At 54.4% G+C, this 21,781-nt stretch carries 22 protein-coding genes; 14 read left to right on the top strand and 8 right to left on the bottom strand.

Going from position 1 to position 21,781, the window contains the following annotated elements; translation table 11 throughout:
* Positions 1 to 93: 93 nt before the first annotated feature.
* The 3 genes from epd (at position 94) to fba (ending at position 3,556) form a co-directional block, all read left to right on the top strand.
* The gene (gene epd / locus N512_RS0109645; RefSeq protein ID WP_025010017.1) at positions 94 to 1,110 is read left to right on the top strand and encodes an erythrose-4-phosphate dehydrogenase; all 1,017 of its coding nucleotides are present in this window, start codon (positions 94 to 96) and stop codon (positions 1,108 to 1,110) included.
* 88 nt (positions 1,111 to 1,198) lie between these two features.
* Positions 1,199 to 2,374, top strand: a complete 1,176-nt coding sequence (locus N512_RS0109640) for a phosphoglycerate kinase (protein WP_025886944.1) — start codon at positions 1,199 to 1,201, stop codon at positions 2,372 to 2,374.
* A gap of 114 nt (positions 2,375 to 2,488) precedes the next feature.
* Positions 2,489 to 3,556, top strand: coding sequence for a class II fructose-bisphosphate aldolase (fba, locus tag N512_RS0109635; protein WP_025886945.1), 1,068 nt, complete (start codon positions 2,489 to 2,491; stop codon positions 3,554 to 3,556).
* Positions 3,557 to 3,616: 60 nt separating this feature from the next.
* Here fba and N512_RS0109630 read toward each other — a convergent pair whose 3' ends face one another.
* On the bottom strand, positions 3,617 to 4,108 hold the full coding sequence (locus N512_RS0109630; RefSeq protein WP_028780187.1) for a DUF2938 domain-containing protein: 492 nt from the start codon (positions 4,106 to 4,108) through the stop codon (positions 3,617 to 3,619).
* Between the two features lie 115 nt (positions 4,109 to 4,223).
* Between N512_RS0109630 and N512_RS0109625 the strand changes: the two genes are divergently transcribed.
* The gene (locus N512_RS0109625) at positions 4,224 to 4,904 is read left to right on the top strand and encodes an ArsR/SmtB family transcription factor (RefSeq protein WP_107006082.1); all 681 of its coding nucleotides are present in this window, start codon (positions 4,224 to 4,226) and stop codon (positions 4,902 to 4,904) included.
* Between the two features lie 18 nt (positions 4,905 to 4,922).
* On the opposite strand, the gene N512_RS0109620 is transcribed toward N512_RS0109625, so the two are convergent.
* The gene (locus N512_RS0109620) at positions 4,923 to 6,338 is read right to left on the bottom strand and encodes an aminotransferase-like domain-containing protein (RefSeq protein ID WP_028780186.1); all 1,416 of its coding nucleotides are present in this window, start codon (positions 6,336 to 6,338) and stop codon (positions 4,923 to 4,925) included.
* 141 nt (positions 6,339 to 6,479) lie between these two features.
* Here N512_RS0109620 and N512_RS0109615 point away from each other — a divergent pair, with 141 nt between their 5' ends.
* The 7 genes from N512_RS0109615 (at position 6,480) to N512_RS0109585 (ending at position 13,130) form a co-directional block, all read left to right on the top strand.
* The gene (locus N512_RS0109615) at positions 6,480 to 7,877 is read left to right on the top strand and encodes a cytochrome ubiquinol oxidase subunit I (protein ID WP_028780185.1); all 1,398 of its coding nucleotides are present in this window, start codon (positions 6,480 to 6,482) and stop codon (positions 7,875 to 7,877) included.
* 2 nt (positions 7,878 to 7,879) lie between these two features.
* The gene (gene cydB / locus N512_RS0109610; RefSeq protein ID WP_028780184.1) at positions 7,880 to 8,887 is read left to right on the top strand and encodes a cytochrome d ubiquinol oxidase subunit II; all 1,008 of its coding nucleotides are present in this window, start codon (positions 7,880 to 7,882) and stop codon (positions 8,885 to 8,887) included.
* Positions 8,871 to 9,053 (top strand): DUF2474 family protein, encoded by a 183-nt coding sequence (locus tag N512_RS24805; protein WP_037466649.1) that lies wholly within the window; start codon positions 8,871 to 8,873, stop codon positions 9,051 to 9,053. The genes cydB and N512_RS24805 overlap by 17 nt, the downstream gene beginning before the upstream one ends.
* Positions 9,054 to 9,203: 150 nt before the next feature.
* Positions 9,204 to 9,941 (top strand): DUF481 domain-containing protein, encoded by a 738-nt coding sequence (locus N512_RS0109600; protein WP_028780183.1) that lies wholly within the window; start codon positions 9,204 to 9,206, stop codon positions 9,939 to 9,941.
* Positions 9,942 to 10,162: 221 nt separating this feature from the next.
* Entirely contained in the window at positions 10,163 to 11,617 is a 1,455-nt protein-coding gene (nhaD, locus tag N512_RS0109595; RefSeq protein WP_025010025.1) for a sodium:proton antiporter NhaD, read from the top strand.
* A gap of 111 nt (positions 11,618 to 11,728) precedes the next feature.
* Positions 11,729 to 12,517, top strand: a complete 789-nt coding sequence (locus N512_RS23755) for a winged helix-turn-helix domain-containing protein (protein ID WP_051472738.1) — start codon at positions 11,729 to 11,731, stop codon at positions 12,515 to 12,517.
* Entirely contained in the window at positions 12,510 to 13,130 is a 621-nt protein-coding gene (locus N512_RS0109585; protein WP_028780182.1) for a hypothetical protein, read from the top strand. Before N512_RS23755 ends, N512_RS0109585 begins: the two co-directional genes overlap by 8 nt.
* Here the strand turns inward: N512_RS0109585 and N512_RS0109580 are convergent.
* Both N512_RS0109580 and N512_RS0109575 read right to left on the bottom strand, forming a co-directional pair.
* On the bottom strand, positions 13,127 to 13,672 hold the full coding sequence (locus tag N512_RS0109580; protein WP_028780181.1) for a hypothetical protein: 546 nt from the start codon (positions 13,670 to 13,672) through the stop codon (positions 13,127 to 13,129). The two genes, N512_RS0109585 and N512_RS0109580, sit on opposite strands and share 4 nt — an antisense overlap.
* 10 nt (positions 13,673 to 13,682) lie before the next feature.
* Positions 13,683 to 14,504 carry a hypothetical protein gene (locus tag N512_RS0109575; RefSeq protein ID WP_025886951.1) on the bottom strand — a complete coding sequence of 274 codons (822 nt, stop codon included), beginning with the start codon at positions 14,502 to 14,504 and terminating at the stop codon, positions 13,683 to 13,685.
* 426 nt (positions 14,505 to 14,930) lie between these two features.
* On the opposite strand from N512_RS0109575, the gene N512_RS0109565 reads away from it, so the two are divergent.
* The 3 genes from N512_RS0109565 to N512_RS22700 all read left to right on the top strand — a co-directional run bounded on the left by N512_RS0109565 (position 14,931) and on the right by N512_RS22700 (position 17,912).
* A complete protein-coding gene (locus N512_RS0109565; RefSeq protein ID WP_028780179.1) occupies positions 14,931 to 15,677 on the top strand; it encodes a winged helix-turn-helix domain-containing protein in 747 nt (248 codons plus the stop codon).
* Entirely contained in the window at positions 15,670 to 16,179 is a 510-nt protein-coding gene (locus N512_RS0109560; RefSeq protein WP_025010031.1) for a hypothetical protein, read from the top strand. The genes N512_RS0109565 and N512_RS0109560 overlap by 8 nt, the downstream gene beginning before the upstream one ends.
* Before the next feature lie 125 nt (positions 16,180 to 16,304).
* Positions 16,305 to 17,912 (top strand): hypothetical protein, encoded by a 1,608-nt coding sequence (locus N512_RS22700; protein WP_231473559.1) that lies wholly within the window; start codon positions 16,305 to 16,307, stop codon positions 17,910 to 17,912.
* Positions 17,913 to 17,933: 21 nt separating this feature from the next.
* Here the strand turns inward: N512_RS22700 and N512_RS0109550 are convergent, their stop codons facing one another.
* From N512_RS0109550 to N512_RS0109535, 4 genes are all read right to left on the bottom strand, one after another.
* A complete protein-coding gene (locus N512_RS0109550; protein WP_028780178.1) occupies positions 17,934 to 18,554 on the bottom strand; it encodes a LysE family translocator in 621 nt (206 codons plus the stop codon).
* A gap of 125 nt (positions 18,555 to 18,679) precedes the next feature.
* The gene (locus tag N512_RS0109545) at positions 18,680 to 19,393 is read right to left on the bottom strand and encodes an RNA pseudouridine synthase (protein WP_028780177.1); all 714 of its coding nucleotides are present in this window, start codon (positions 19,391 to 19,393) and stop codon (positions 18,680 to 18,682) included.
* A 59-nt stretch (positions 19,394 to 19,452) separates the two neighbouring features.
* Positions 19,453 to 20,127, bottom strand: coding sequence for a hypothetical protein (locus tag N512_RS22695; protein ID WP_051472737.1), 675 nt, complete (start codon positions 20,125 to 20,127; stop codon positions 19,453 to 19,455).
* A gap of 99 nt (positions 20,128 to 20,226) precedes the next feature.
* A complete protein-coding gene (locus tag N512_RS0109535; RefSeq protein ID WP_028780176.1) occupies positions 20,227 to 21,564 on the bottom strand; it encodes a Na+/H+ antiporter NhaC family protein in 1,338 nt (445 codons plus the stop codon).
* Positions 21,565 to 21,781: the final 217 nt, after the last annotated feature.

The following is a 21,781-nucleotide window of genomic DNA, read 5'->3' as shown; positions in this document are numbered from 1 at the left end:
AGGCAATGGAATGCCGCACAGGAAGTGCAACGGCCTGTCAGGAAGACAGGCCGTTACCCAATCAGCATCCCTCTTTAGAGGAACAGGATCTCCATGATCAGAGTCGCAATCAATGGTTATGGCCGCATCGGCCGCTCAATTCTCCGTGCCTTATACGAGTCGGGTAAAAGGCAGCAAATTCAGATCGTTGCCATCAATGAACTGGCCAAGCCCGAGGCTATAGTCCACCTCACCAACTATGACACCACCCATGGTCGCTTCCATAGCCGCGCGAGTCTTGCAGACGGCATGATGCAACTGGGGGACGATAGCATCAGACTGTTGGCCGAGCCGGAGGCAGACAAACTGCCCTGGGGCGAGCTGGATATCGACTTGGTGTTCGAAGCCACAGGCGCCCTGTCTGATAGGCAGAGCTGCGAGGCTCATATCCAGGCCGGTGCCCGCCAGGTATTGATAAGTCATCCCTCTTCGGCGGATGTTGACGCCACCATAGTCTATGGTGTCAACCAGGAACTGTTGGCCGCCGAACACACTGTGGTGTCCAACGCATCCTGTACCACCAACTGTATTGTCCCTGTTATCGATGTGCTGGATCGGCACTTTGGGGTCAAGAGCGGTGCTATTACCACTATCCACTCGGCGATGAATGATCAACAGGTGATAGATGCCTATCACGACGATCTGCGCCGCACCCGCGCCGCCGGGCAATCGATCATTCCTGTCGACACCAAGCTGGCCCGCGGCATAGAGCGTATCCTGCCGCAGATGAAGGATAAGTTCGAGGCCATTTCAGTGCGGGTGCCCACTATTAATGTCACCGCCATAGATGTGTCTGTGACCCTCAATGACAGAGTGGATATTGCCAAGGTAAACCAGGTGCTGGAACAGGCGACCCATGGCCGGCTTGAGGGCATTCTGGGCTATACTGATGAGCCTCTGGTATCATGCGATTTTAATCATGATCCGCGCTCCAGCGTGGTCGACGGCACCCAGACCCGGGTCAGTGATGGTCAACTGGTGAAGCTGTTGCTTTGGTGCGACAACGAATGGGGCTTTGCCAACCGTATGTTGGATACGGCGCTGGCGATGATCAAGGCCCGCAGCGCCTGAGAGGCTGCAACAGATTATTCCAGGGTGGCAGGGAAGGCGCTGCCCTTAGTGAAACAGATTTGTTTTTGATTAAGAAGGAAGCGTAAAAATGGCAATTATCAAGATGTCAGAGCTGGATCTTCAGGGCAAGCGTGTGCTTATCCGTGAAGATCTCAACGTGCCTGTGGCCGATGGCGTGGTCACCAGCGACGCGCGTCTGCGGGCTTCGCTGCCCACTATCAAGTTGGCACTGGAAAAAGGGGCTGCCGTGATGGTGATGTCCCACCTGGGACGACCAACCGAAGGCGAATACAATGAGGAGTTTTCCCTCAAGCCTGTGGTGGACTATCTGGCCAAGGCGCTGAACTGTCCGGTACGTCTGGAAAAAGACTATCTGGATGGCGTCGAAGTTGCCCAAGGTGAAGTGGTGGTGTTTGAAAACGTCCGCTTCAACAAGGGTGAGAAGAAAAACGACGAGGCGCTTTCCAAGCAGCTGGCAGCCCTGTGTGATGTCTATGTGATGGATGCCTTTGGTACCGCTCACCGCGCCCAGGCCTCGACTCATGGTGTCGGCATGTTTGCCCCGATAGCCTGCGCCGGCCCATTGCTGGCGGCTGAGCTGGATGCCTTGGGTAAGGCGATGGATAACCCGGCGCGTCCCTTGGTGGCGATTGTCGGTGGCTCCAAAGTGTCGACCAAGCTGACAGTGCTTGAATCTCTGTCCGGCATAGTGGATCAACTGGTAGTGGGTGGTGGTATCGCCAACACCTTTATTGCCGCCGCCGGCCATCCTGTGGGCAAGTCGCTCTATGAAGCCGACCTTATCGATGAAGCCAAGCGCCTGGTGGCCAATGCCCAGAGCCGTGGTGGCGATATCCCTGTGCCTACCGATGTGGTGGTTGGCAAGGAGTTCAGCCCAGCAGCCGTGGCTACCTTGAAGCCAGTGGCCGAGGTTGCCGACGATGAGATGATCTTCGACATAGGCCCGGACAGCGCCGAAGCCTTGGCAGCTATCCTGCAACAAGCCGGTACCATAGTCTGGAACGGCCCGGTTGGGGTGTTCGAGTTCGATCAGTTCGGCGAAGGTACCAAGCGTATCGCCCAGGCGATCGCCGAGTCACCGGCCTTCTCCATCGCAGGTGGCGGTGATACTCTGGCCGCCGTGGACAAATACGGCATTGCCGACAAGGTGTCATACATCTCTACCGGCGGCGGCGCCTTCCTCGAGTTCCTCGAAGGTAAAGAGTTGCCGGCTGTGGCCATGCTCAAGGCCCGCGGTAACTGAGCAAAATCAAAAGAATTATAAAGAAACCGCTCCCGGCTTTGCCGGGAGCATCAAGTTAAATCCAAGCGATAGCGACCTCGGTGAAGCAATTCACCCTATTATTGGAGTAAAAAAATGGCCCTTATTTCCCTACGCCAACTGCTGGACCACGCCGCCGAACATGGATACGGCGTCCCGGCGTTCAACGTTAACAACCTGGAGCAGATGCGAGCCATCATGCAGGCCGCCGAAGCCACTGACAGCCCTGTGATTGTGCAGGCTTCAGCCGGTGCCCGTAAGTATGCCCGTCCTCAGTTCCTCAAGTATCTGATGGCGGCTGCCCTCGAGCAGTATCCGGATATCCCTGTGTGTATTCACCAGGACCACGGTACTCACCCTGACGTGTGTCAGCGTTCCATCCAGCTCGGCATGAGCTCTGTGATGATGGACGGTTCCTTGATGTCTGACGGCAAGACTCCTGCCTCTTATGAGTACAACGTCGATGTTACCCGCAAGACAGTGGCCTTCGCCCACGCCTGTGGTGTTTCTGTTGAAGGTGAAATCGGTTGTCTGGGTAGTCTGGAAACCGGCATGGCCGGCGAAGAAGACGGTATCGGCGCCGAAGGTACCCTGAGCCACGAGCAGATGCTGACCAGCCCGGAAGAAGCCGCCCGCTTCGTGGCCGATACTCATGTGGATGCCCTGGCCATCGCCATAGGTACCAGCCACGGTGCTTACAAGTTCAGCCGCAAGCCTACCGGCGATGTGCTGCGTATCGACCGCATCAAAGAGATCCACGCCCGTATTCCCAACACTCATCTGGTCATGCACGGCTCTTCTTCTGTACCTCAGGAGTGGCTGCAGATCATCAACCAGTATGGTGGCGCCATCCCTGAAACTTACGGCGTGCCGCTGGAAGAGATTGTTGAAGGCATCAAGCACGGTGTACGTAAGGTTAACATCGACACAGATTTGCGCCTGGCATCTACCGGTGCGGTACGTAAATTCCTGGCTGAAAACCCAGCTGAGTTTGACCCACGCAAATTCCTCAAAGCCTCCATGGAAGCCATGGCCGACATCTGTACCGTTCGCTACGAAGCCTTCGGTTGTGCCGGTATGGGCTCCAAGATCAAGCCGCTGTCGTTGCAGGCCATGTACAAGCGTTATCAGACCGGCGAACTGGACCCACAGATCAACCTGTAATCCCGTTCTCTGTATTGAAAGCCCGCATTCGCGGGCTTTTTTACGTCCCGTTTCCGGCGTTTAAAGCAGAGATAGCAGCAGGGCCGTCAGGTAGAGTCCAAGGCCAAAAACCGTATGGGCCAACAGACTTCTGCCTCTGGCTGTCCAGGGCGCCGGGGTACGTCTGGCTGCAAGGCCGGCACCCAGTCCCGGCTGCAGAATAAGAAAGGGCGCCAATACACTGATAATGCCAAGCAGCAGCGCCGGCATGATCTTCGGTGCTTGCAGCCATTGCGAACCGCAGATCGCCAGCAAGATGGCGGCAAAGATGATGCCTATCAGATAGTGTACTCCCCAGCCAAGCCAGGCTTCGCCCTTGATGGCAGCCGAGGCGCCGATAGGGCTGTGGATCAGTTTTCCTTTGGGTAAATGGCCTATCCAGCGACCGACCATGGGATAGCTCAGTGAGGGGATCCCCAACAGCATTTTTTGCGCCAAGGCCCAAATATCCATTACCAGAGTTGCACCGACACCTAAAAGCAGCGCATTGAGCCAAAAGGGAAATTCCTGCATCTATCTTACTCCTTGTCGTATTTTGTCCATCCGGGCTGGGCGGTTGTCGCCCCTGATGGATGATGATAATCTATCATTCAATAAATTAATTGAATGATTGTTTGGTGAAGAAAAAATGTCAAGCGACAATCTGACCGAGACACAGGTGCCGCAGCTCGATAGTCACTACCGGGAACTGGCAGATATCGCCAAGGTGCTCTCTCATGGCCACAGGTTAAGGCTGCTGGAGCAGATAGCGCAGGGGGAATGGCCGGTCGAGCGTTTGGCCCAGCAGTGCGGTCTGACTCTGGCTAACTGCTCCCAACACCTGCAGCAACTGAAACGCGCCGGCATGGTGGACAGTCGCCGTGAAGGCAAACAGGTACTCTATTCTCTGGCCGATGGTCCCTTGTTGGTGCTGCTGCAGAGCCTGGCGCAGCTGGCCGATTTTCAGCGTTCCCGGGTTAATCAACTGGTGGCGCGCCATAAGCCGGAGCCGGGCAGTGGTGAAGGGGTTTCCCGGGAGGCGTTGTTGGCGCGGCTTGAAAGTGGTGATGTATTGCTGCTGGATGTGCGTCCCGAAGAGGAGTTTTTACTCGGCCATCTGCCGGGGGCTCTCAACCTGCCATTGCCTCTGTTGGAAGCGGAACTGGCACGTCTGCCCAAGCACACAGAGATAGTGGCCTATTGCCGAGGCCCTTATTGCGCCCTGTCGGATGAGGCGGTGGCCTTGCTGCAGGCACAGGGCTTTAATGCCAAGCGACTCAATGCCGGTTTCCCCGACTGGAAGGCGGCCGGCTTGGCGGTGGAAGTCTGACTTGGACAGCTGAACTTATTACAAAACGTCTTTTATCAGCTTGGCCAGGCTGGCTATCGATTGCTCCAACTTTGGCCCACCAGGCAGTGAGGCGTTGATGCGAAAACAGTGGCTGAACTCCCGGTGCGCCGAGAACATCTGTCCCGGCGCCAGGCTTATTCCTTGTGAGAGTGCCTGGCGATAGAGCTCTGTGGTGTCCCGCCCCTCGGGTAACTCTACCCAGAGAAAATAGCCGCCATCGCCATAATGCACTCTGACACTGTCGGGTAAGCGGTTCTTCAATGCTTGCCAGGTGGCGAATTTTCGTTGCTCCAGGGTGCGCCTCAATTGTCGCAGGTGGGTCTCATAACTGCGGGTCGACAGGTAATGGGCCAGTGCCAATTGCACCGGGGTGCTGGTGGCCAGGGTGCTCATCAGTTGCAGTTTTTGAATACTGAGCGCTATCTTGCCGGCGGCCACCCAACCGACGCGAAAACCGCCCACCAGAGACTTGGAGAAAGAGCCGCAGTGCAGGGTTCTGTTGTCCGGGTCGAAGGCCTTGGCCGGCAGGGGCTTCTCCTTGCCGAAATAGAGTTCACTGTAGACATCGTCTTCAATCAAAAAGCAGTCGTGTTCCTGCAAGAGTTTCAGCAAACGACGCTTCTTGTCATCGCTCATACTGCAGCCAAGGGGATTTTGAAAGTTGGTCATCAACCAGCAGGCCTTGACCCTGTGAGTTTGCAGCGCCTGGGCCAGAGACTGTAGGTCTATCCCTTCCTGGGGATGGGTGCGGATGGCGAGCGCCTTGAGACCGAGGCGCTCCAGCGACTGCAGGGCGCCGTAGAAGGCGGGGTTTTCTATCACCACCCAATCCCCGGGACGGGTGACCGCCTGCAGGCTCAGGTTCAATGCCTCCAGTGCCCCCGCGGTGATCACTATTTCATCCGGCGAGATGCTCATTCCCTGCGCTGCGTAGCGCTGGGCTATGATATGCCTGAGCGCCGGGTTCCCGGGAGGCAGATTGTCCAGAGCGCTGGCGGAATCCAGGGTCTTGGCGCTTGAAATCAAGGCCCGGTTCAACTGTTTGTGGGGCGACAGACCGGGATCCGGGTAGGCGGAGCCAAACCCCGTGATCCCCGGATCGCGACTGGCCTGCAACACCTCAAAGATAAAGGCGTTGATATCCACCGACTCGGCGCGGGTCACAGCACTGGACCGATGCAGACCTTGGGGCTTGGGGGCAGCCACTTTCGGGGCGACAAAGTAACCTGAACGGGGGCGGGAAACTATCCAGCCCTGGCTTTCCAACACCTGATAGGCATGCATCACTGTCATCAAACTCATCTGGCTCTGCTGAGTCTGCTCCCTGAGTGAAGGTAAGCGGTCACCCACCTGCCAGACACCGCTCTGTATCTGCTGCCTCAATTGCTGGATCAGGGTTTCATATTTGGCCATGGTTTACTCTGCTTTATTGCCCGTGCCCAGCATAACAATTATTCAATCTGTTATATATAAAATCGTATTTTCTGTATCTATTATAGTTTTGTCTCAGTCCTTAAGATGCCAGCCAGGTTTATTGACCCTTTGAGGTGGTTCATGTTTGGACTGGATGCATTCGAAATGGCACGCATACAGTTTGCCTTCACGGTTTCTTTTCACATTATCTTCCCGGCCATCACCATTGGCCTGGCAAGTTATCTCGCGGTACTGGAAGGGCTTTGGCTCAAAAAACGTAATCCGGTATACAAGCAGCTGTATCATTTTTGGTCCAAGGTATTTGCGGTCAACTTTGGTATGGGGGTGGTTTCCGGCTTGGTGATGGCTTACCAGTTTGGCACCAACTGGAGCGGCTTTTCCGAGTTTGCCGGCAGTATTACCGGCCCTCTGCTGACTTATGAAGTGTTGACCGCCTTCTTCCTCGAAGCCGGATTTCTGGGGGTGATGTTGTTTGGCTGGAAAAAAGTCGGCGATCAGCTGCACTTCTTCTCCACCTGCATGGTCGCCCTCGGCACCATAATGTCCATGTTCTGGATCTTGGCCTCCAACAGTTGGATGCACACGCCGCAGGGCTTTGTCATTGAAGCCGGCCAAGTGGTACCGACAGACTGGTTGGCGGTCATCTTCAACCCTTCCTTTATACCGCGTCTTTCGCATATGGCGGTGGCCGCCTTTATCTGCTGCGCCTTGATGGTGGCGGCATCGGGCGCCTGGCACCTGCTTAAAGGCAACGACAACCCGGCGGTGCGCAAGATGTTCTCCATGGCGCTGTGGATGATCCTCGCCTGTGCACCTTTGCAGGCTTTGCTTGGGGATATTCACGGGCTCAATACCCTGGAGCATCAGCCGGCCAAAGTCGCCGCCATGGAAGGGCACTGGGACAACAGCTCGGGGGAGCCGACACCGCTTATCCTGTTTGGCTGGCCCAATATGGAGACAGAAACCACTGACTATGCCCTCAAGATCCCGGCGCTGGCCAGTTTGATCCTGATGCACGACAGCCAGGCCCAGGTGCCGGCGCTGAAGGAGTTTGCCGTGGAAGACAGGCCCAATGTCCCTATCGTCTTCTGGTCATTTCGGGTCATGGTCGGACTGGGCATGCTGATGTTGCTGCTCGGTGTCGTCAGCCTTTGGCTCAGACGCAGTGGTGGCCTGTACCAGAGCCGCTGGTTTCTGCGCTTCAGCCTGTTCATGGGACCATCGGGACTCATAGCTCTGTTGGCCGGATGGATAACCACGGAAGTGGGGCGGCAACCCTGGATCATTCATGGGGTAATGCGCACCCGGGATGCGGTCTCCGCCCATGGCGAGCTGCATATGAGCCTGAGCCTGCTGGGGTTCTTTGTGGTCTACAGCCTGGTGTTTGGTTTGGGGTATCTCTATCTGCTCAATCTTATCCGTCAGGGGCCCAAGGTCGAGGAAGTCTTATCCGAAAGCCCTGCGTTGGTCGGGCGTATTTCACAGTTTCACAGCGACGAGCTGCATAAGGAGAGCTGAGTATGGGCATTGATCTGGCTGTTATCTGGTTTGTGATTATTATTTTCGCCACCTTGATGTACATAGTCATGGATGGTTTCGACCTGGGAGTGGGGATACTGCTGCCCTTGGTTGGAGACAGGCATGACAAAGATATCATGGTGAACTCAGTGGCACCTGTGTGGGATGGCAATGAAACCTGGCTGGTGCTGGGCGGGGCTGCGCTGTTCGGCGCCTTTCCGCTGGCTTATGCGGTGATTATCGATGCCTTGGCGATTCCGCTGACCTTTATGCTGGTGGCGCTTATCTTTCGAGGCTTGGCGTTTGAGTTTCGCTTCAAGGCGTTTGAAGGCCACAGAAAAGCCTGGGACAGGGCATTTGCCATCGGCTCTGTGGCAGCGACCTTCTTCCAGGGGGTGGTGCTGGGGGCCGTGATATCCGGTTTCCCTGTCATAGATCGCAGCTTTGCCGGCTCGCAGCTCGACTGGTTGGCGCCTTTCCCGCTTTTATGCGGTGTCGGGTTGGTGGTCGCTTACGGACTCCTTGGCAGCAGCTGGCTGATCATGAAGACCCAGGGGCATCTGCAGCAACAGATGTTTCTGTTGAGCCGCTCTTTGCTCATAGGCTTGCTGGTGGCAATAGTGCTGGTCAGTATCTGGACGCCTTTGGCACATCCCCAAATCGCCGAGCGTTGGTTTTCACTGCCGAACCTGATTTTCCTCTCACCCGTGCCTTTATTGACGGCACTACTGGGATGGAATCTGTACCTGGGCCTACAAAGGCAAGATTCTTACCAACCCTTTGTGATGACGCTGCTGTTGGTGTTACTGGGGTTTTGCGGTCTTGGGATCAGCATCTGGCCCTATATTATTCCACCGGGCATCAGCATCTGGCAGGCTTCGGCACCACCCCAGAGCCAAGGCTTCATGCTGGTGGGGGCTCTGTTTATTATCCCCATTATTCTGGTTTATACCTGCTGGACCTATTATGTGTTCCGCGGCAAGGTGAGCGCCGATGAAGCCTATCATTGATGCTTTGAGGGGCCGGGCCATCCGGCTGCTGGCCCCGGCTAAGAATTGGCTCGATAGCCGTCCAGGCTGTTGGATGCTGCTGCTTTGGTGCTTGAGTGTTCTTTCTTTGCTCAGTGTCTCCTCGCTGTTGCGACTGCTGATGTCTGCGGCCGGGTTGAAGGCCTGATAGCCTTGTCTCTGTCAGACAAAACGGTTACCGGTGTCGGAAATCAGGTTTTTTCAGCTGCAAAATGCGAGCTGTTTCGTATTTTTCGCCATAGATGTTAAGATGGCGCCCGTTTTTTTAGGGGATTGCTTTGAACGGAGATGCACAAGAATGAAAAAACTGCTTAGCGCTGCAGCCATTCTGCTGGTCGCACCATTTGCTCACGCTGGGGCTGACTTTGTCGAAGGTGATAAAACATTTGCCGGTGAGGCGGAGTTGGGGGCAACCCTGACCACAGGTAACACTGAAACCTCTTCGGTGAAGGCTCGCCTGGCGATGAAACACGAACTGGGCAACTGGGAAAACCAGTACCTGCTCGAAGGTCTGTACAAGGAAGATTCTGAAGAAGTTACTGCCAAACGTTATTTTGGTGGTGTTCAGGGCAACTACCGTCTGGATGAGCGCAGCTATCTGTTTGCCAACACCAGCTACGAAGCCGATCCCTTCACTGGTTACGATTACAAGTTCAACAGTGCGGCCGGTTACGGCTACCGTGTATTCCAGGGCAGCAAAAGCTTCTTGGATGCCGAGATAGGTCCTGGTTACCAGTATCAGCGTCTGGACAGTGAGCAAAGCGCCATTCTGGGCTATAACTCTGACGCCAGCTGGGTCGCTCACGGAGTGATCAACTATGAGCTTGAGATCAGCAAGACCTCCAAGTTCCGCCAGATGTTTGTCGCCGATTATGGCGACAAGCTCGACGCCCGCTCCGAGACTTCGCTGACCGCCAACATCATCGGCGCCCTGGCAATGAAGTTTGCCGTGATTGTGCGTTATAACAGCGATCCGCTGGACGACAAAAAGAGCACTGACACTGAAACCAATATGACACTGCTGTATTCTTTCTAAAAAAGCCGTGACATAAAAAGTGTGAACCAGATAAAAGCGCCTGCGGGCGCTTTTGTGACCTATGGTGTTTTTTTACCAGTCTTTTTCAATTCTTCTGCTGCGGTCTGCCACTTAGAGCCGGGTCTTGCTCACTTAAATTGCAGAAATTTGCGTTTTATCAAGATTCGCTTTCCATTCTCTGTGCTAGGTTTTAGTTAATTTCCTACCAAGAGAAGAAAGAGATGAAGTTAATGCGTTTGCATGGGGGCTGCGCAGCCTTAGGGGGAATTTTGTCAGGACTGTTTTCGCCTGTGGTCCTGGCTAGCACGGAAGCCACAAATAACCTGAGTCTGACAGACTCAACCGTGGGGTATCTGGCACTGACTCTGTTTGCCATCGCCTATTTACTTGTGATGGGGGAGGAGAAGCTGCACCTGAGAAAGTCCAAGCCTGTGTTGGTCGCTGCCGGTCTCATCTGGGGCATGATAGGTTATGTCTATACCCAGAATGGTATGTCGGAAGTGGCCGAAGCCGCCTTCAAACATAACCTGCTCGAATATGCCGAGTTGTTGCTGTTTTTGCTGGTGGCCATGACCTATATCAACGCCATGGAAGAACGTAAGTTGTTCGACGCCTTGCGTTGTTGGATGGTCAGCAAGGGCTTCAGTTTATACCAGATATTTTGGCTTACCGGTTTACTGGCCTTCTTTATTTCACCCATCGCCGACAACCTGACCACTGCGCTACTGATGTGCGCCGTGGTGATGAAAATGGGCGCCGATAATCGCCGTTTTATCACCCTGTCGTGCATCAACATAGTGGTGGCGGCCAACGCCGGTGGCGCCTTCAGCCCCTTTGGGGACATCACCACTCTGATGGTGTGGCAAAAGGGTATGGTGCACTTTTCCGAGTTCTTCAAGCTGTTCCTGCCATCACTGGTGAATTTCCTGGTGCCGGCGGTGATCATGAGCCTGTTTATTTCCAGGGAAAAATCTGATGCCCTGGTTGAAAAGGTTTACACCAAGACAGGCGCCAAGCGGATAGTGCTGCTGTTCCTGTTCACCATAGCCATGGCTGTGTGTACCCATTCACTGTTGGGTCTGCCGCCAGTGCTTGGCATGATGACAGGCCTTGGACTGCTGCAGTGTTTTGGCTTCTACCTGAGGAAGAATTTCCCCAAAGCGCTGGCAAGAGCGCAGGAGAAGGCGCGCCTGATGCAGGATGAAAAGCGTCTGGAGCAACTGGGTAACGTGGTGCCTTTCGATGTATTCAGCCGTATTGCCAGAGCCGAATGGGACACTTTGCTGTTCTTCTATGGTGTGGTGCTGTGTGTCGGCGGTTTGGGCTTTATGGGCTATTTGAGCATGGTATCCCATGCCATGTACACCCAGTGGGATCCCACCTATGCCAACGTCGCCATTGGGGTGCTGTCCTCTATCATAGACAACATTCCCGTGATGTTTGCCGTACTGACAATGAACCCGGATATGGCGTTGGGACAATGGCTGTTGGTAACCCTGACCGCCGGGGTTGGGGGGAGTTTGTTGTCTATCGGCAGTGCCGCCGGGGTGGCGCTGATGGGGCAGGCGAGAGGGGTATACACCTTTGGGGCTCACCTCAGGTGGACACCCGTGATCGCCCTGGGTTACGTAGCCAGCATTCTGGTGCACCTCTGGATTAACAGTTCTACATTCTAGATAAGAATGTATCATATTGTTAATTAACAAAATTTTAATTGTGGTGAAAGTCTGAGAGACGGTTCACGCTTCTTGTCAAAAGCCTAAAAACACCCATACAGATCACTCTGGATGGGTGTTTTTTTCCCTTATACTGCCGCCATTCATTTACTGCTGAGCCACGCCATGCAGATAGGTTGCTATTGGTTTGATGCCGATAACGGCACGCTCAAACATACTGGATCCGGGATGAGCTGGACACTGTCTGAAACAGAGCAGTGTGTGCTGAATATTTTGTTGGCTCACAGGGGGCAGGTGGTATCCAGAATGCAACTGCTGCAGGAGGCCGCCATTCCCGCCAATCAAGGGCATTTATTGGAGCAGGCGGTGGCCGGGATCCGCCAATATCTGGGACCCGAGTACAGCGACCTCTTGGAATCCGTAGACAGGCAAGGTTTTTTGCTGCACAGCAAGACTCGAGGCCGCAGGCCCATCTCTTTGTCCCCCAAGGGACAAACTCCCTGGCGTCACTATTGTTGGATGTTACTGCTGAGCGCACTGGCATTGGGGTTTTTGTCATCCAGGGTTGGGCCACTGCGCTATTTGGAAACGCCGGATGAGGTGATTAAACTCGTACACCCTTCGGGCAGTACTACCTTTTTGCGTCTCTACGGCGAACCCAAAGCATTGGCCGCATTGAAAGATTTGACTCAAGGCATTGAAAACTGGCTGGCACGCTGCCCCGATAGTTGGCGCACCATTTCCATCTCCCTCAGCGATGACAACAAGGTGTTGAGTATGGTGGTCAAGGGTGAAGGCGACCAAGGCGAGTACCTCAAGGCTTATAAGTTGACCATGGCCCAGATGAACGCCTGCGCCCCAGAATATACCTGGCTGAGGGAGGCACTGCGCTGTGACTGAATCGACTCTGCGGCGGCGGTTACGCCAAAACCGGATCTGGATACTGCTGCTGTTATTACTGCTGTTGTTTGCTGTTGGCATTCACTGGGGCGATACCCTGATTTCCAAACGTCTTAACCCTAATTTCAACTGTGAAGCGAGTTTGATCCGTCCCGGCATGGCAGTGGATCAGGCCAACACTGAAAAGCTCAGGCTCAGGATAGCCACAGAAAATGGTCATGCCAGACTGCGGGTGAGCTATCGTCACGACTCTGAGCCTTGGGCCAGCATCGAACTGACAGGGAGCATCAAAGGGGTTGAGCCTGGCTCCCTGAGCTATTTGATAAGCCTGGAGCAGCGACAGGAAAAGCTGCAAGTGGATGAAGCAGAGTTGCCACCATATCTGCTGGCGATGCGGGACAGTATCAATAAGGCGTTGGCTCAGCCAGGCAAACTGGATCTCAGGCTGCATGTACTTGAGATGGATATTCTGGCCGACTATGCACTTATCCAGGTGACGCCTGGAGATCACCTCTGGGCCTGTCGTATGAGTGAGTTTGAGGAGGATAAGGCCCAAGAGCCGCTGCTCTCCCTGATCAGCGGCTTATTTGATGGGGCAGTTTTCGGGGGTTAGTTCGCACCTTCCCCTGTGGTAGGAGAGTAGAGTGTCAGCTCATTGCTGATCTCTGTGCCAAACACCTCTATGGCCACCTTATAACGGCTGACGGCGCCGCTGGCGGCATTGGCATCCCAATCCAGCCCTGATGGACTGAAGCTGTAGCTGCCGGCACTGTCCATAGCTTGCAGCGGTTCAGCGCACTCGGTCGCCGGATCGCAACTGTAACCATAGGTCACATGCCAGCGTTTCCAGGCCTTGGGCTTGGTGGAAGCCTGCTCTTCCGCCGGATAACCAAAGTAGGTGATCTGGTACTTGGCGGCATTGATGAGCGCCTTGCCTTCGGCATTTTGCAGGGCAAAGGTGACCTGGCCTGAGTCGGGATCGAAGCTATTGAGGGTCAACTCAATACTGCTTGCCTCGGCAATATCCTGGCTGGGTTTCTCGACCGGCGGCGGAGGGGTGATCTCGCCACCGCCATTACTGTTGTCATCATCGCTGCCACAGCCTCCCAAGATCAGGGCCGAGCCGAGCAGCAGGCTCAGATAGCTGATTTTCATCGGATAATCCTCAGTTAAAGTGCCCGGTATGACAGGTGGTACATTCCATATCTGTTTTGACGCTGGCGGCCGGTCCCATGGTGCTGCTGGAGCCATGACAGCTCTGGCAACTCTGGGCTTCGGTGCTGGGTTTGCTCTCCGGCAGAGCGGCCAAGTCTTCGCCCTTGTGGGCTCGGTTCAGGAGTTCCACCAGATGATAGGCAATGGAGGCCGATAAACGATAGCAGCGTTCGCCTTTTTCGGAGAAGGTCTTGCCTGAGGCCTTGGACCAGTTACTGATGGAGGAGTGGCAAAGCACGCTGTTGGCAACCGAGGACTTGACCACCAGGGCGGTCTTTTCGGCGGTGGAGCCAATACCGGCAACGAACTCATCGCTGGACAAAGGCAGTTCGGTATTCTCGTAGTAGCGGAACAGAGCGCCGATGACGGCGGCATTTTGGCCATTGATGTCATCGAGAATATTGACCAACATACCTACCGCATTGAGGTTACCGCAAAGCGTACCCTGGCCGGTGACCCCGGCAAAACCATAACCGGCCAGCGCCGTTGGAATAGTGGCAAACTTATCGGCATCGACACTGGCGGACTGCGCCAGCATGGTCACAGTAGCGTGAAATACCTGATGCATACAGCCGCCGCCGGTTTCATAAGCGAGTTTGGCGGTCGCCATGGGATCCAATGGGGCATATTTGAGTTTTTCCCCCAGTTCCAGGCGGTAGTTTCCTGACTCATCCGTGGCTGCAAAAGCACAAGTGGCCGTGAGGCCGGCTCCGGCTGCTGCGGCGCTAATTCCAATGATCTGGCCGAGGGCCTGACGTCTGTTAATGCTCATATTTATCACCCTTTGTTGTCTTTGTTTTTCCCGACCTGGTCGGTTGTCTTCAGCTTAGGGGGATGCCTGATGAAGGTTGTGATTCAGCGCGCATGAATCTTGAGTTGGCCGAAAACGGATTTTTGACATGCAAAGACGATTGACGGCTTGCATCTTGATACCCATTGAGGATTAGCGTTTGATATGGGTCACTTTATTTGTTGCGTTCATGTTGATTAATGGCGTCTTCATGGCTTTTTCCCTCAGTCTTCAGTGGCTTCAATCCTGGGTACTGGTTCACAAAATGCCACTTGCTTCCCTCTTGGTCGGCGCCTCGCCTGAGTTGGATCACTTTTTAAACTTTTTCCTGTGTCAGGGTTAAGAGGATCACAGTAGTGATTAGATTTCTTGCATAGACTCATAACCATATAAAACAGGAGGAATATAATGCAGATAGGCGACTGCTGGTTTGATGAAGCCAGCGGTGAGTTACAACACAGGGGCCGGGGGGATAGCTGGCATCTTCCCCGGGCGGAGTTACAGGTACTGAAACTCCTGCTCGCCAATCAGGGGCGTTTGGTTTCCCGTATCGAGTTGCGCGCCGGTGATGACAATCATCCCCCTTTGAGCGATTCGTCCGTAGCCCGTGCTGTCTGTATGTTGCGTGCCTTTCTGGGGCCCGAATATGAGTCTTTGATTGAAACGGTCAAGGGGCAGGGGTATCTGCTGCGCTCATCTGTGGCCCGTAAACCTGCAGGAGTGCTGGAGTCCAGGTTGAATGCAGGTCCCAAACAACTGCTGGTGGGTCTGGTGCTGATATTCATGCTCGGCCTCAGTCTCTTCTATCTGTATCGCTTGCCCAGAGTGGCGCCCACCATTCCGCTGAACAAGCAGGAATTGACCTTGCTTTCGGGTCAGAGAATGGAGCTGTTTTTCTATTCCAACTCCCGCACCAACAACCAGTTGTTGACCGAGCAGGGTAAGGTGTTGGCCTCGGCATTGGCCCAGTGCAAGAGCAGCCCCTGGCGCAAGTTATATGTGTCGCTGTCCCATGATAAGCAGGTGCTTAACCTCACCTTGAGAGGCGAGTATCTGGGACAATCCGTGGTGCGTAATCTCAAGATCAGCGATGGCCGTCAGGTGAAGGCATTTGTGAGCGTACCTTGGCTCAAGGAGGTTGATCTCTGTGGCTAGACGTTGGCTTTGGATGATAAATCTGCTGATCCTGATCTTTCTGCTCGGCTGTTTGCTGGTGATCTATCGTTTCAGCCAGACAGCGCCCGCTTTGGCGCTTAACTGCAGCTCCGAGCTCTACGACCGGCAGTTGAACGAGGGCGAAGATGCGCAGCACTACCTGCTGCTGGATCTGCAGACCAAAGGCAAGCGAGCCCTGGTCAACTATCGCTACTTCAACATGGATGGCACCCCCGCCGGCAGTATCTTGATGCAGGGGCAACTGGCTTCGGAAGAAGCTGGCCGTTATCAAATTCTGGTCACGGACAAACAGGAACTCTCCGGCAAGGGTGCAAGGCCCGCCCACATGCAATACCTCTCCTATATTTCCAGTTTCAACCTCAGCAACGAAGGCCTGCACCATTTGGCTCTGGAGATCCTCGATGCCGATGAAGCCAAAGACTATGCTATTGTGTTATTCCAACCGAGCAACACAGTATGTGGCTGTCGCCTGATCCATTGACGGCTGAATTTTTGCTGACGATTTCACCATTTCCACTCAGTTAACGCCGGTGCGCTATCCCATTCCCGTGTTGCTTGGGCTATAGTCAGGATCTTTCATCAATTCATTGATAGTGTTCCATTATTGTGTCCAAACTACGTATCAAGCAGGAAGAAAATCTATCCATCAAGTTCAGCCATCTGATGGATGTCGGGGAGCAGCGCAAGCTGGATCTCTACTTTTCCCTGCCCAAGGAGATGGGCATAGGGCCGCAGAGCCTGAATGAAGAGGAATACTACTTCAGCGCCATTCTCGGTCGGCGTTCCTACTACTCGGATGGCCTGCATCTGCCCTTGGTGCAATCCAGGTTTGTGAGTCAGAAGAAGCGTACCGTTGAAGAGTTTCGTCTCTATCTGAACCTGTTTGCCTACCAGTTTGTGGTGGCGATGGAGAACGATGCCAAAGAGATTTCGCGGCAATCCGAGCCGGAAAATTTCTATCCCTTGCTGGAAGAATTAACCGAGCAGACAGCTATTTTGCTGAAGAAGTTTCGCCGCAACGAGCCGGCCGATGCCAAATGGAAGCACTATTTCGAGAATGCCGATAACTACCTGTCCTGGTTCTGTGAACAGCAACTGCTGAAGCTGCTGGCCCATGGCCCCAGAAACAGCGACTTCAGCCATATCTCGGACAAGGTGATCACCCTCTGCCGGGTGGAGAATAACTATCGGGCGGTGCGGCACTACAATTCGACGCAGACCCTGCAGGATCCCAACCGCATTGCCAACAAGATGTTGCTGCTCAGAAGGCTTATTCAGCAAGGGGTGGTACTCAAAGAGGAAATCAAACCTCTGGGCACAGGGCTCAAGAAGCTGACCACAGGATTGGCTACGGCCCTGGTAATGTTGGTGGTGTCGGCGCTGATCATCAAGGCCCAGGGGGTATTCAGCGGTGTGACCCTGGTATTGGTGCTGGTACTGGCGCTGATTTACGGTGCGCGGGAGATCTTTAAAGACGATGTACGCAATGCTCTTTGGCGTTATATCCAGCGGGGACGACCGCGCTGGAGCCGGATATTGAGAGACACCACCAACCAGAAGTTCATTGCCAAGCAGCTGGTTTGGCTTGAATTTATGCGCAGCCAGGATCTTCCCAAAGATGTTAAAGAGATCCTCAGGCGGCGCCACAGCCAAAATAAGGTCGACGCCGAAATTCTTCACTATGGCATCCAGACCAAGGTGGCAGATACCGAGTTTCTTTCCGGTTACAACACGTTGCAGGAACAGGTGGTGTTCAGCTTAGTACCCTTTGCTCGCTACCTAGAGCGCGGCAAGGCCAAAATTTACACCGAAACCGATGGCCGGATCAGCAATGAGTCGGTGGAGCGGCGCTATCAGATAAACCTGGTGGCTGTGCTCAAAGAGGGCAAGCAGGCGCCGCGCTATGCCAGATACAAGATCACCATGAACCGTTCACAGATAGTGGATGTCAGCCCCAGTGATATTCCGGATTCACTGCCGGGAATTGAGGACCTGCCCTATGATTCAGAGGTCAAGGCCAGTGGAGAGTCCAGACGCAGCAAGGAAGAGCGCGCCGAATCCAAGACTATGGCGGAAGAGGAACATCAGGCTAATCTGGCGGCCGTGACTCAGGCCGCCGATCTTCTGTCTGAGCTGCAACCCGGCGGGAAGGAAGATAAAACCATCTCCTCCCGGGCAAGCGAGCCTAAAAACGGTGAAGGCAGTCAACCCTGACTGCCTTCACCGTGAAACTGCTCAGGAACGTCCCACAGAGGAAAAGGCCAATCCCAGGCCCAGGCTGACCAAAACGCCGCCTATGGCGCGTTCAACCCAGTGGCGACAACGGGCCACGGAGCGACGGGCAGCTTGCGAGGAAAACAATAAAGCCACCAATGAAAACCACAGCAGGTGGGCGGCTGACATAAAGGCGCCATAACCTATTTGGGTCAGAGTGCTGGTCTGGGGATCGATAACCTGGGTAAAGAGTGCTACCACAAACAATGTCGTCTTGGGATTGAGGGCATTGGTCAGAAAGCCACTCTTGAGCGCCGCCCAATCGGAAATCACTTCCTGGGTCTGCAATTCAGATGCTTCAACCGCCTTGCTTCTGAGCATGGTGATGCCGAGATAAATCAGATAAGCCGCACCGGCAAACTTGATCAGGCTGAACAGCCACAGTGATTGGGAGATCAGCAGTCCGATACCGGCAATGGAGTAGAGCACATGTACCCATACGCCCAGTGATATACCGGCACCCGTCATCAGACCGGCCCGGCGTCCGAGTACCATGCTATTGCGGGATACCATGGCAAAATCAGCCCCAGGGCTGATAACGGCCAACATAGTGATACTGGCGACGGCGAAGAGTTCTAGCATGATGTCTCCTGAAACGAGTGATGGGTATGGTTGCCTATTTCCCGGGGGATTGGGGGCAGGGCCAACAAGCCGCTTAGTTTAGCAATAAATCAATCAGGAATCGCACTAAAGATTATGTGGTTTGTTCAGCGTTGAAGTGACGCTTTGAGCGCGGCGATTTGTGCACGGCTGAGCTCTCTAAACTCCCCTTCAGCAAGCCTATCAAGTGTTAACTCCATTATCCGGGTACGGCAGAGATCTGTGACTCTGTAGCCCAAATGCCGACACATACGGCGAATTTGCCGCTTCTTGCCCTGAGTCAGAATGATTTCAAAACTGTTTGCCGAAATTGGCGTGACTTGGGATGCCCGCACCTGGCCATACCCGTAATCCATTGGGTTTCTCAAGGCATGGATAAACGCGTCAGTAAATGCCTGCTCCAGAGTGACCCGGTAGTGTTTGCTGTGGCAAAAATCCGGATGCATCAGTTGCTGGGTCAGCTCGCCGTCGTTGCTGAGCAGTAATAGGCCGCGGGAGTCTTTATCCAGCCTTCCGGCCGGATACAGGCGTTTATCCTGGGGCAATAAATGTAATAGGCTGCTCGGGTCATCCTTGAGCAGGCGGCAATCTATCCTGACGGGTTTATTGAATAGCAGATAAGTGTAAGGTGCCGGGGCGGCGACGGGCTCGCCCAGATAAAACAACTTCTCAAGACAATGGCGCTGCCCGGCGGCGAGGGTGACTCTGTCTGTGTGTTTGGCTGGCCTGTCACCCAGAAAAATCTCTCCGGCTTCGATGCGTCTGGCGGCTTCGCGTCTTGAGCACAGACCGGATTGCGCCAGATAGTGGACAAGGCGCATTGTGGCTTGTCGGGTTGTTTTTGGCGCTGTCGCGTCAGCCCTATACGGTTTTTCAGTCATCAGTCGTTGAGCGGCTGCGACCAGTGCCACAGTCGATATACGGTGGCTGATAGGCTGAGGCCGGCAAACACAGTGGCAATGGAATGCAACCACATAAACCATATCGAAGGGCAGAGGGTTTGCACCGAACAAGAGGCATAATTCATCGATGGCCATTGCAACTGGGATAACAGGCCGATGGCAGACATTATCCCCAGAAGGCTGAACAGGCACAGCGGCAGGTTACACAGTGCTCTGTGGGAGACAAAGCAATAGCAGCAAAGGGTGAACATCACCAAGGTACTGGCAATAAAGAAGATAGCAGCCAGCTGGTGGGCAAAGAGTTCATTGTAGGGGAAGACCCCCAGCGCCACTATCCCCAAGCCAACCGCTATGCCAGATCTTGACAACAAGCCGGCTGCCGCGCTGTGCTTTTGCCACCAGAGGCCACCCATGGCCAAGATGAAGCAGGCGCCGCCGAGCAGCAGCGAGATGTTGTAGACATAGGCCAGCGGCGAGCTCAAGTAGTCGCCCAGTCTGTCCATGCGCATGCTGAAAATGGCGCTGCCCAAGTTGTCATAGGCGGCCCAGAAGGAGGAGCCCATGCCCAGTGCCGCTATGCTGACGCCCACCAGAGACATCATAAATGCCAGGCGCTGCGGATCTTGCTTATGGTATTGCTCGTACAGGGGCATGGAATGGCTCGTTTGAATACCTGCATTCAATAATAGTCGCCAAATGGCGGCGACAAAAAACCGGCCGCAGGGACCGGTTTGGTTATTGCGCCCGCTAGTTTAACTGCGGGGACGCAGTATCACAATCACCACGGCAACTAAGGCCAGGATCATGCAGTACCAGGTGTTGGCAACGGCTTCCAGGGGAGAGATCTTGAAGTGGGAAGCTATCAGCAATGCCTGGGCACCGTAGGGAATAAGCCCCTGAATGATACAGGCGAAAATATCCAGAATACTGGCGGCGCGTTTTGGGGCAACCCCATGTTTGGCTGCCAGATCTTTGGCGATATCGCCGCTGACCACAATAGAGACGGTATTGTTGGCCACACAGGAGTTGGTCAAAGCCACTATCCCCGCCATCCCCAGCTCGGCGGCGCGGCAGGAGGCTTCACCCTTGGCGCGGGAGAAACGGGCTATCAGCTTCTCTATTTGCTGGCTGACAAAGCTCAGGCCACCTTGCTGCTGCATCAGGGCCGCCAGGCCACCAACCAGCATGGAGAGGATAAAGATCTCCTGCATATTGCCAAAGCCTTTGTAGATATCCTTACCGAAGGTCAGCAGCGAGTAATCTTGAGTGACAAACCCTGTTATCCCGGCCAGCAAAATGCCGATGGCCAGTACCACAAACACGTTCAGCCCGGCGACGGCCAGCACCAGAATGCTCAAGTAAGGCAATACCTTAACAAAGTCGACCTCCTGTGGTGGCAGTTCGGCCTGACCGGAAGAGAGGAAACCGAACAGCAACAGGGTCACAATCGCCGCCGGAATGGCAAAGATCAGGTTTTCACGGAACTTGTCTCTCATTTCGCAGCCCTGGGTGCGGGTCGCGGCAATAGTGGTATCCGAGATAATAGACAGGTTGTCACCAAACAGGGCGCCTGACATCACAGAGCCCGCCATCAGTGGCAGTTCAATCCCCGCCTGATCGGCAACCCCGAGGGCGATAGGAGCCACGGCGGCAATCGTGCCCATGGAGGTGCCCATGGCGGTGGCGATAAAGGCGGCGATAATGAAAAAGCCGGGCAGCAGCAGATTGGCCGGGATCAGCTTAAGCCCCAGGGCAACAGTGGCATCAACCCCACCAGTGGCACTGGCCACGGCGGCAAAAGCACCGGCCAGTAGATAGATGAGGCACATGGCGATGATGTTGTTGTGGCCTATCCCCGCCATAAAGGTGTTCATGGTCTGGTTGAGCTTTTGCTTGGACAGCAAAATGGCCAGTACAATCGCCGGTAATATCGCTATCGGGCTCGGCAACTGATAGAAGGCAAAGTCTACCCCTTGGCTTTGGAAATAGACCCCGGCACCGATAAACAGCGCCAGAAACAGAAACAATGGCAGTAGTGCCACAAATGAGGCCGGAGCTTTAACGGCCGGAGAAGTGTTGTTCTGGGTCAAAATCTACTCTCTGTGAATCACGTTCGGCCGGGGATTCCCTCCGCAGCAGCCAAACTCGCTGAATTGCATTGTCTTAACGGCATCATCTCCTGACAAATTAGGCGAAAGAATAGGGGATAGTCAGTCGTCTGTCAATTTAGACGTCTAGATGTTTTTACTTCTATGTTGATTTTGTGCACTGTGCGGCTTAAATCCTGACCGCCGCCCTAATAACCGA

Source organism: Shewanella sp. 38A_GOM-205m, assembly GCF_000518445.1.
In the GTDB taxonomy this organism is placed as follows: domain Bacteria; phylum Pseudomonadota; class Gammaproteobacteria; order Enterobacterales; family Shewanellaceae; genus Shewanella; species Shewanella algae.
Note: the sequence above shows the minus strand (reverse complement) of the source record. Positions and strands in the feature narration are given on the sequence as shown.

Coding starts and splice junctions, on each gene's coding strand:
- epd (WP_025010017.1), top strand. CDS start 94: ATGATCAGAGTCGCAATCAATGGTTATGGCCGCATCGGCCGCTCAATT.
- N512_RS0109640 (WP_025886944.1), top strand. CDS start 1,199: ATGGCAATTATCAAGATGTCAGAGCTGGATCTTCAGGGCAAGCGTGTG.
- fba (WP_025886945.1), top strand. CDS start 2,489: ATGGCCCTTATTTCCCTACGCCAACTGCTGGACCACGCCGCCGAACAT.
- N512_RS0109630 (WP_028780187.1), bottom strand. CDS start 4,108: ATGCAGGAATTTCCCTTTTGGCTCAATGCGCTGCTTTTAGGTGTCGGT.
- N512_RS0109625 (WP_107006082.1), top strand. CDS start 4,224: ATGTCAAGCGACAATCTGACCGAGACACAGGTGCCGCAGCTCGATAGT.
- N512_RS0109620 (WP_028780186.1), bottom strand. CDS start 6,338: ATGGCCAAATATGAAACCCTGATCCAGCAATTGAGGCAGCAGATACAG.
- N512_RS0109615 (WP_028780185.1), top strand. CDS start 6,480: ATGTTTGGACTGGATGCATTCGAAATGGCACGCATACAGTTTGCCTTC.
- cydB (WP_028780184.1), top strand. CDS start 7,880: ATGGGCATTGATCTGGCTGTTATCTGGTTTGTGATTATTATTTTCGCC.
- N512_RS24805 (WP_037466649.1), top strand. CDS start 8,871: ATGAAGCCTATCATTGATGCTTTGAGGGGCCGGGCCATCCGGCTGCTG.
- N512_RS0109600 (WP_028780183.1), top strand. CDS start 9,204: ATGAAAAAACTGCTTAGCGCTGCAGCCATTCTGCTGGTCGCACCATTT.
- nhaD (WP_025010025.1), top strand. CDS start 10,163: ATGAAGTTAATGCGTTTGCATGGGGGCTGCGCAGCCTTAGGGGGAATT.
- N512_RS23755 (WP_051472738.1), top strand. CDS start 11,729: ATGGGTGTTTTTTTCCCTTATACTGCCGCCATTCATTTACTGCTGAGC.
- N512_RS0109580 (WP_028780181.1), bottom strand. CDS start 13,672: ATGAAAATCAGCTATCTGAGCCTGCTGCTCGGCTCGGCCCTGATCTTG.
- N512_RS0109575 (WP_025886951.1), bottom strand. CDS start 14,504: ATGAGCATTAACAGACGTCAGGCCCTCGGCCAGATCATTGGAATTAGC.
- N512_RS0109565 (WP_028780179.1), top strand. CDS start 14,931: ATGCAGATAGGCGACTGCTGGTTTGATGAAGCCAGCGGTGAGTTACAA.
- N512_RS0109550 (WP_028780178.1), bottom strand. CDS start 18,554: ATGCTAGAACTCTTCGCCGTCGCCAGTATCACTATGTTGGCCGTTATC.
- N512_RS0109545 (WP_028780177.1), bottom strand. CDS start 19,393: ATGCGCCTTGTCCACTATCTGGCGCAATCCGGTCTGTGCTCAAGACGC.
- N512_RS22695 (WP_051472737.1), bottom strand. CDS start 20,127: ATGCCCCTGTACGAGCAATACCATAAGCAAGATCCGCAGCGCCTGGCA.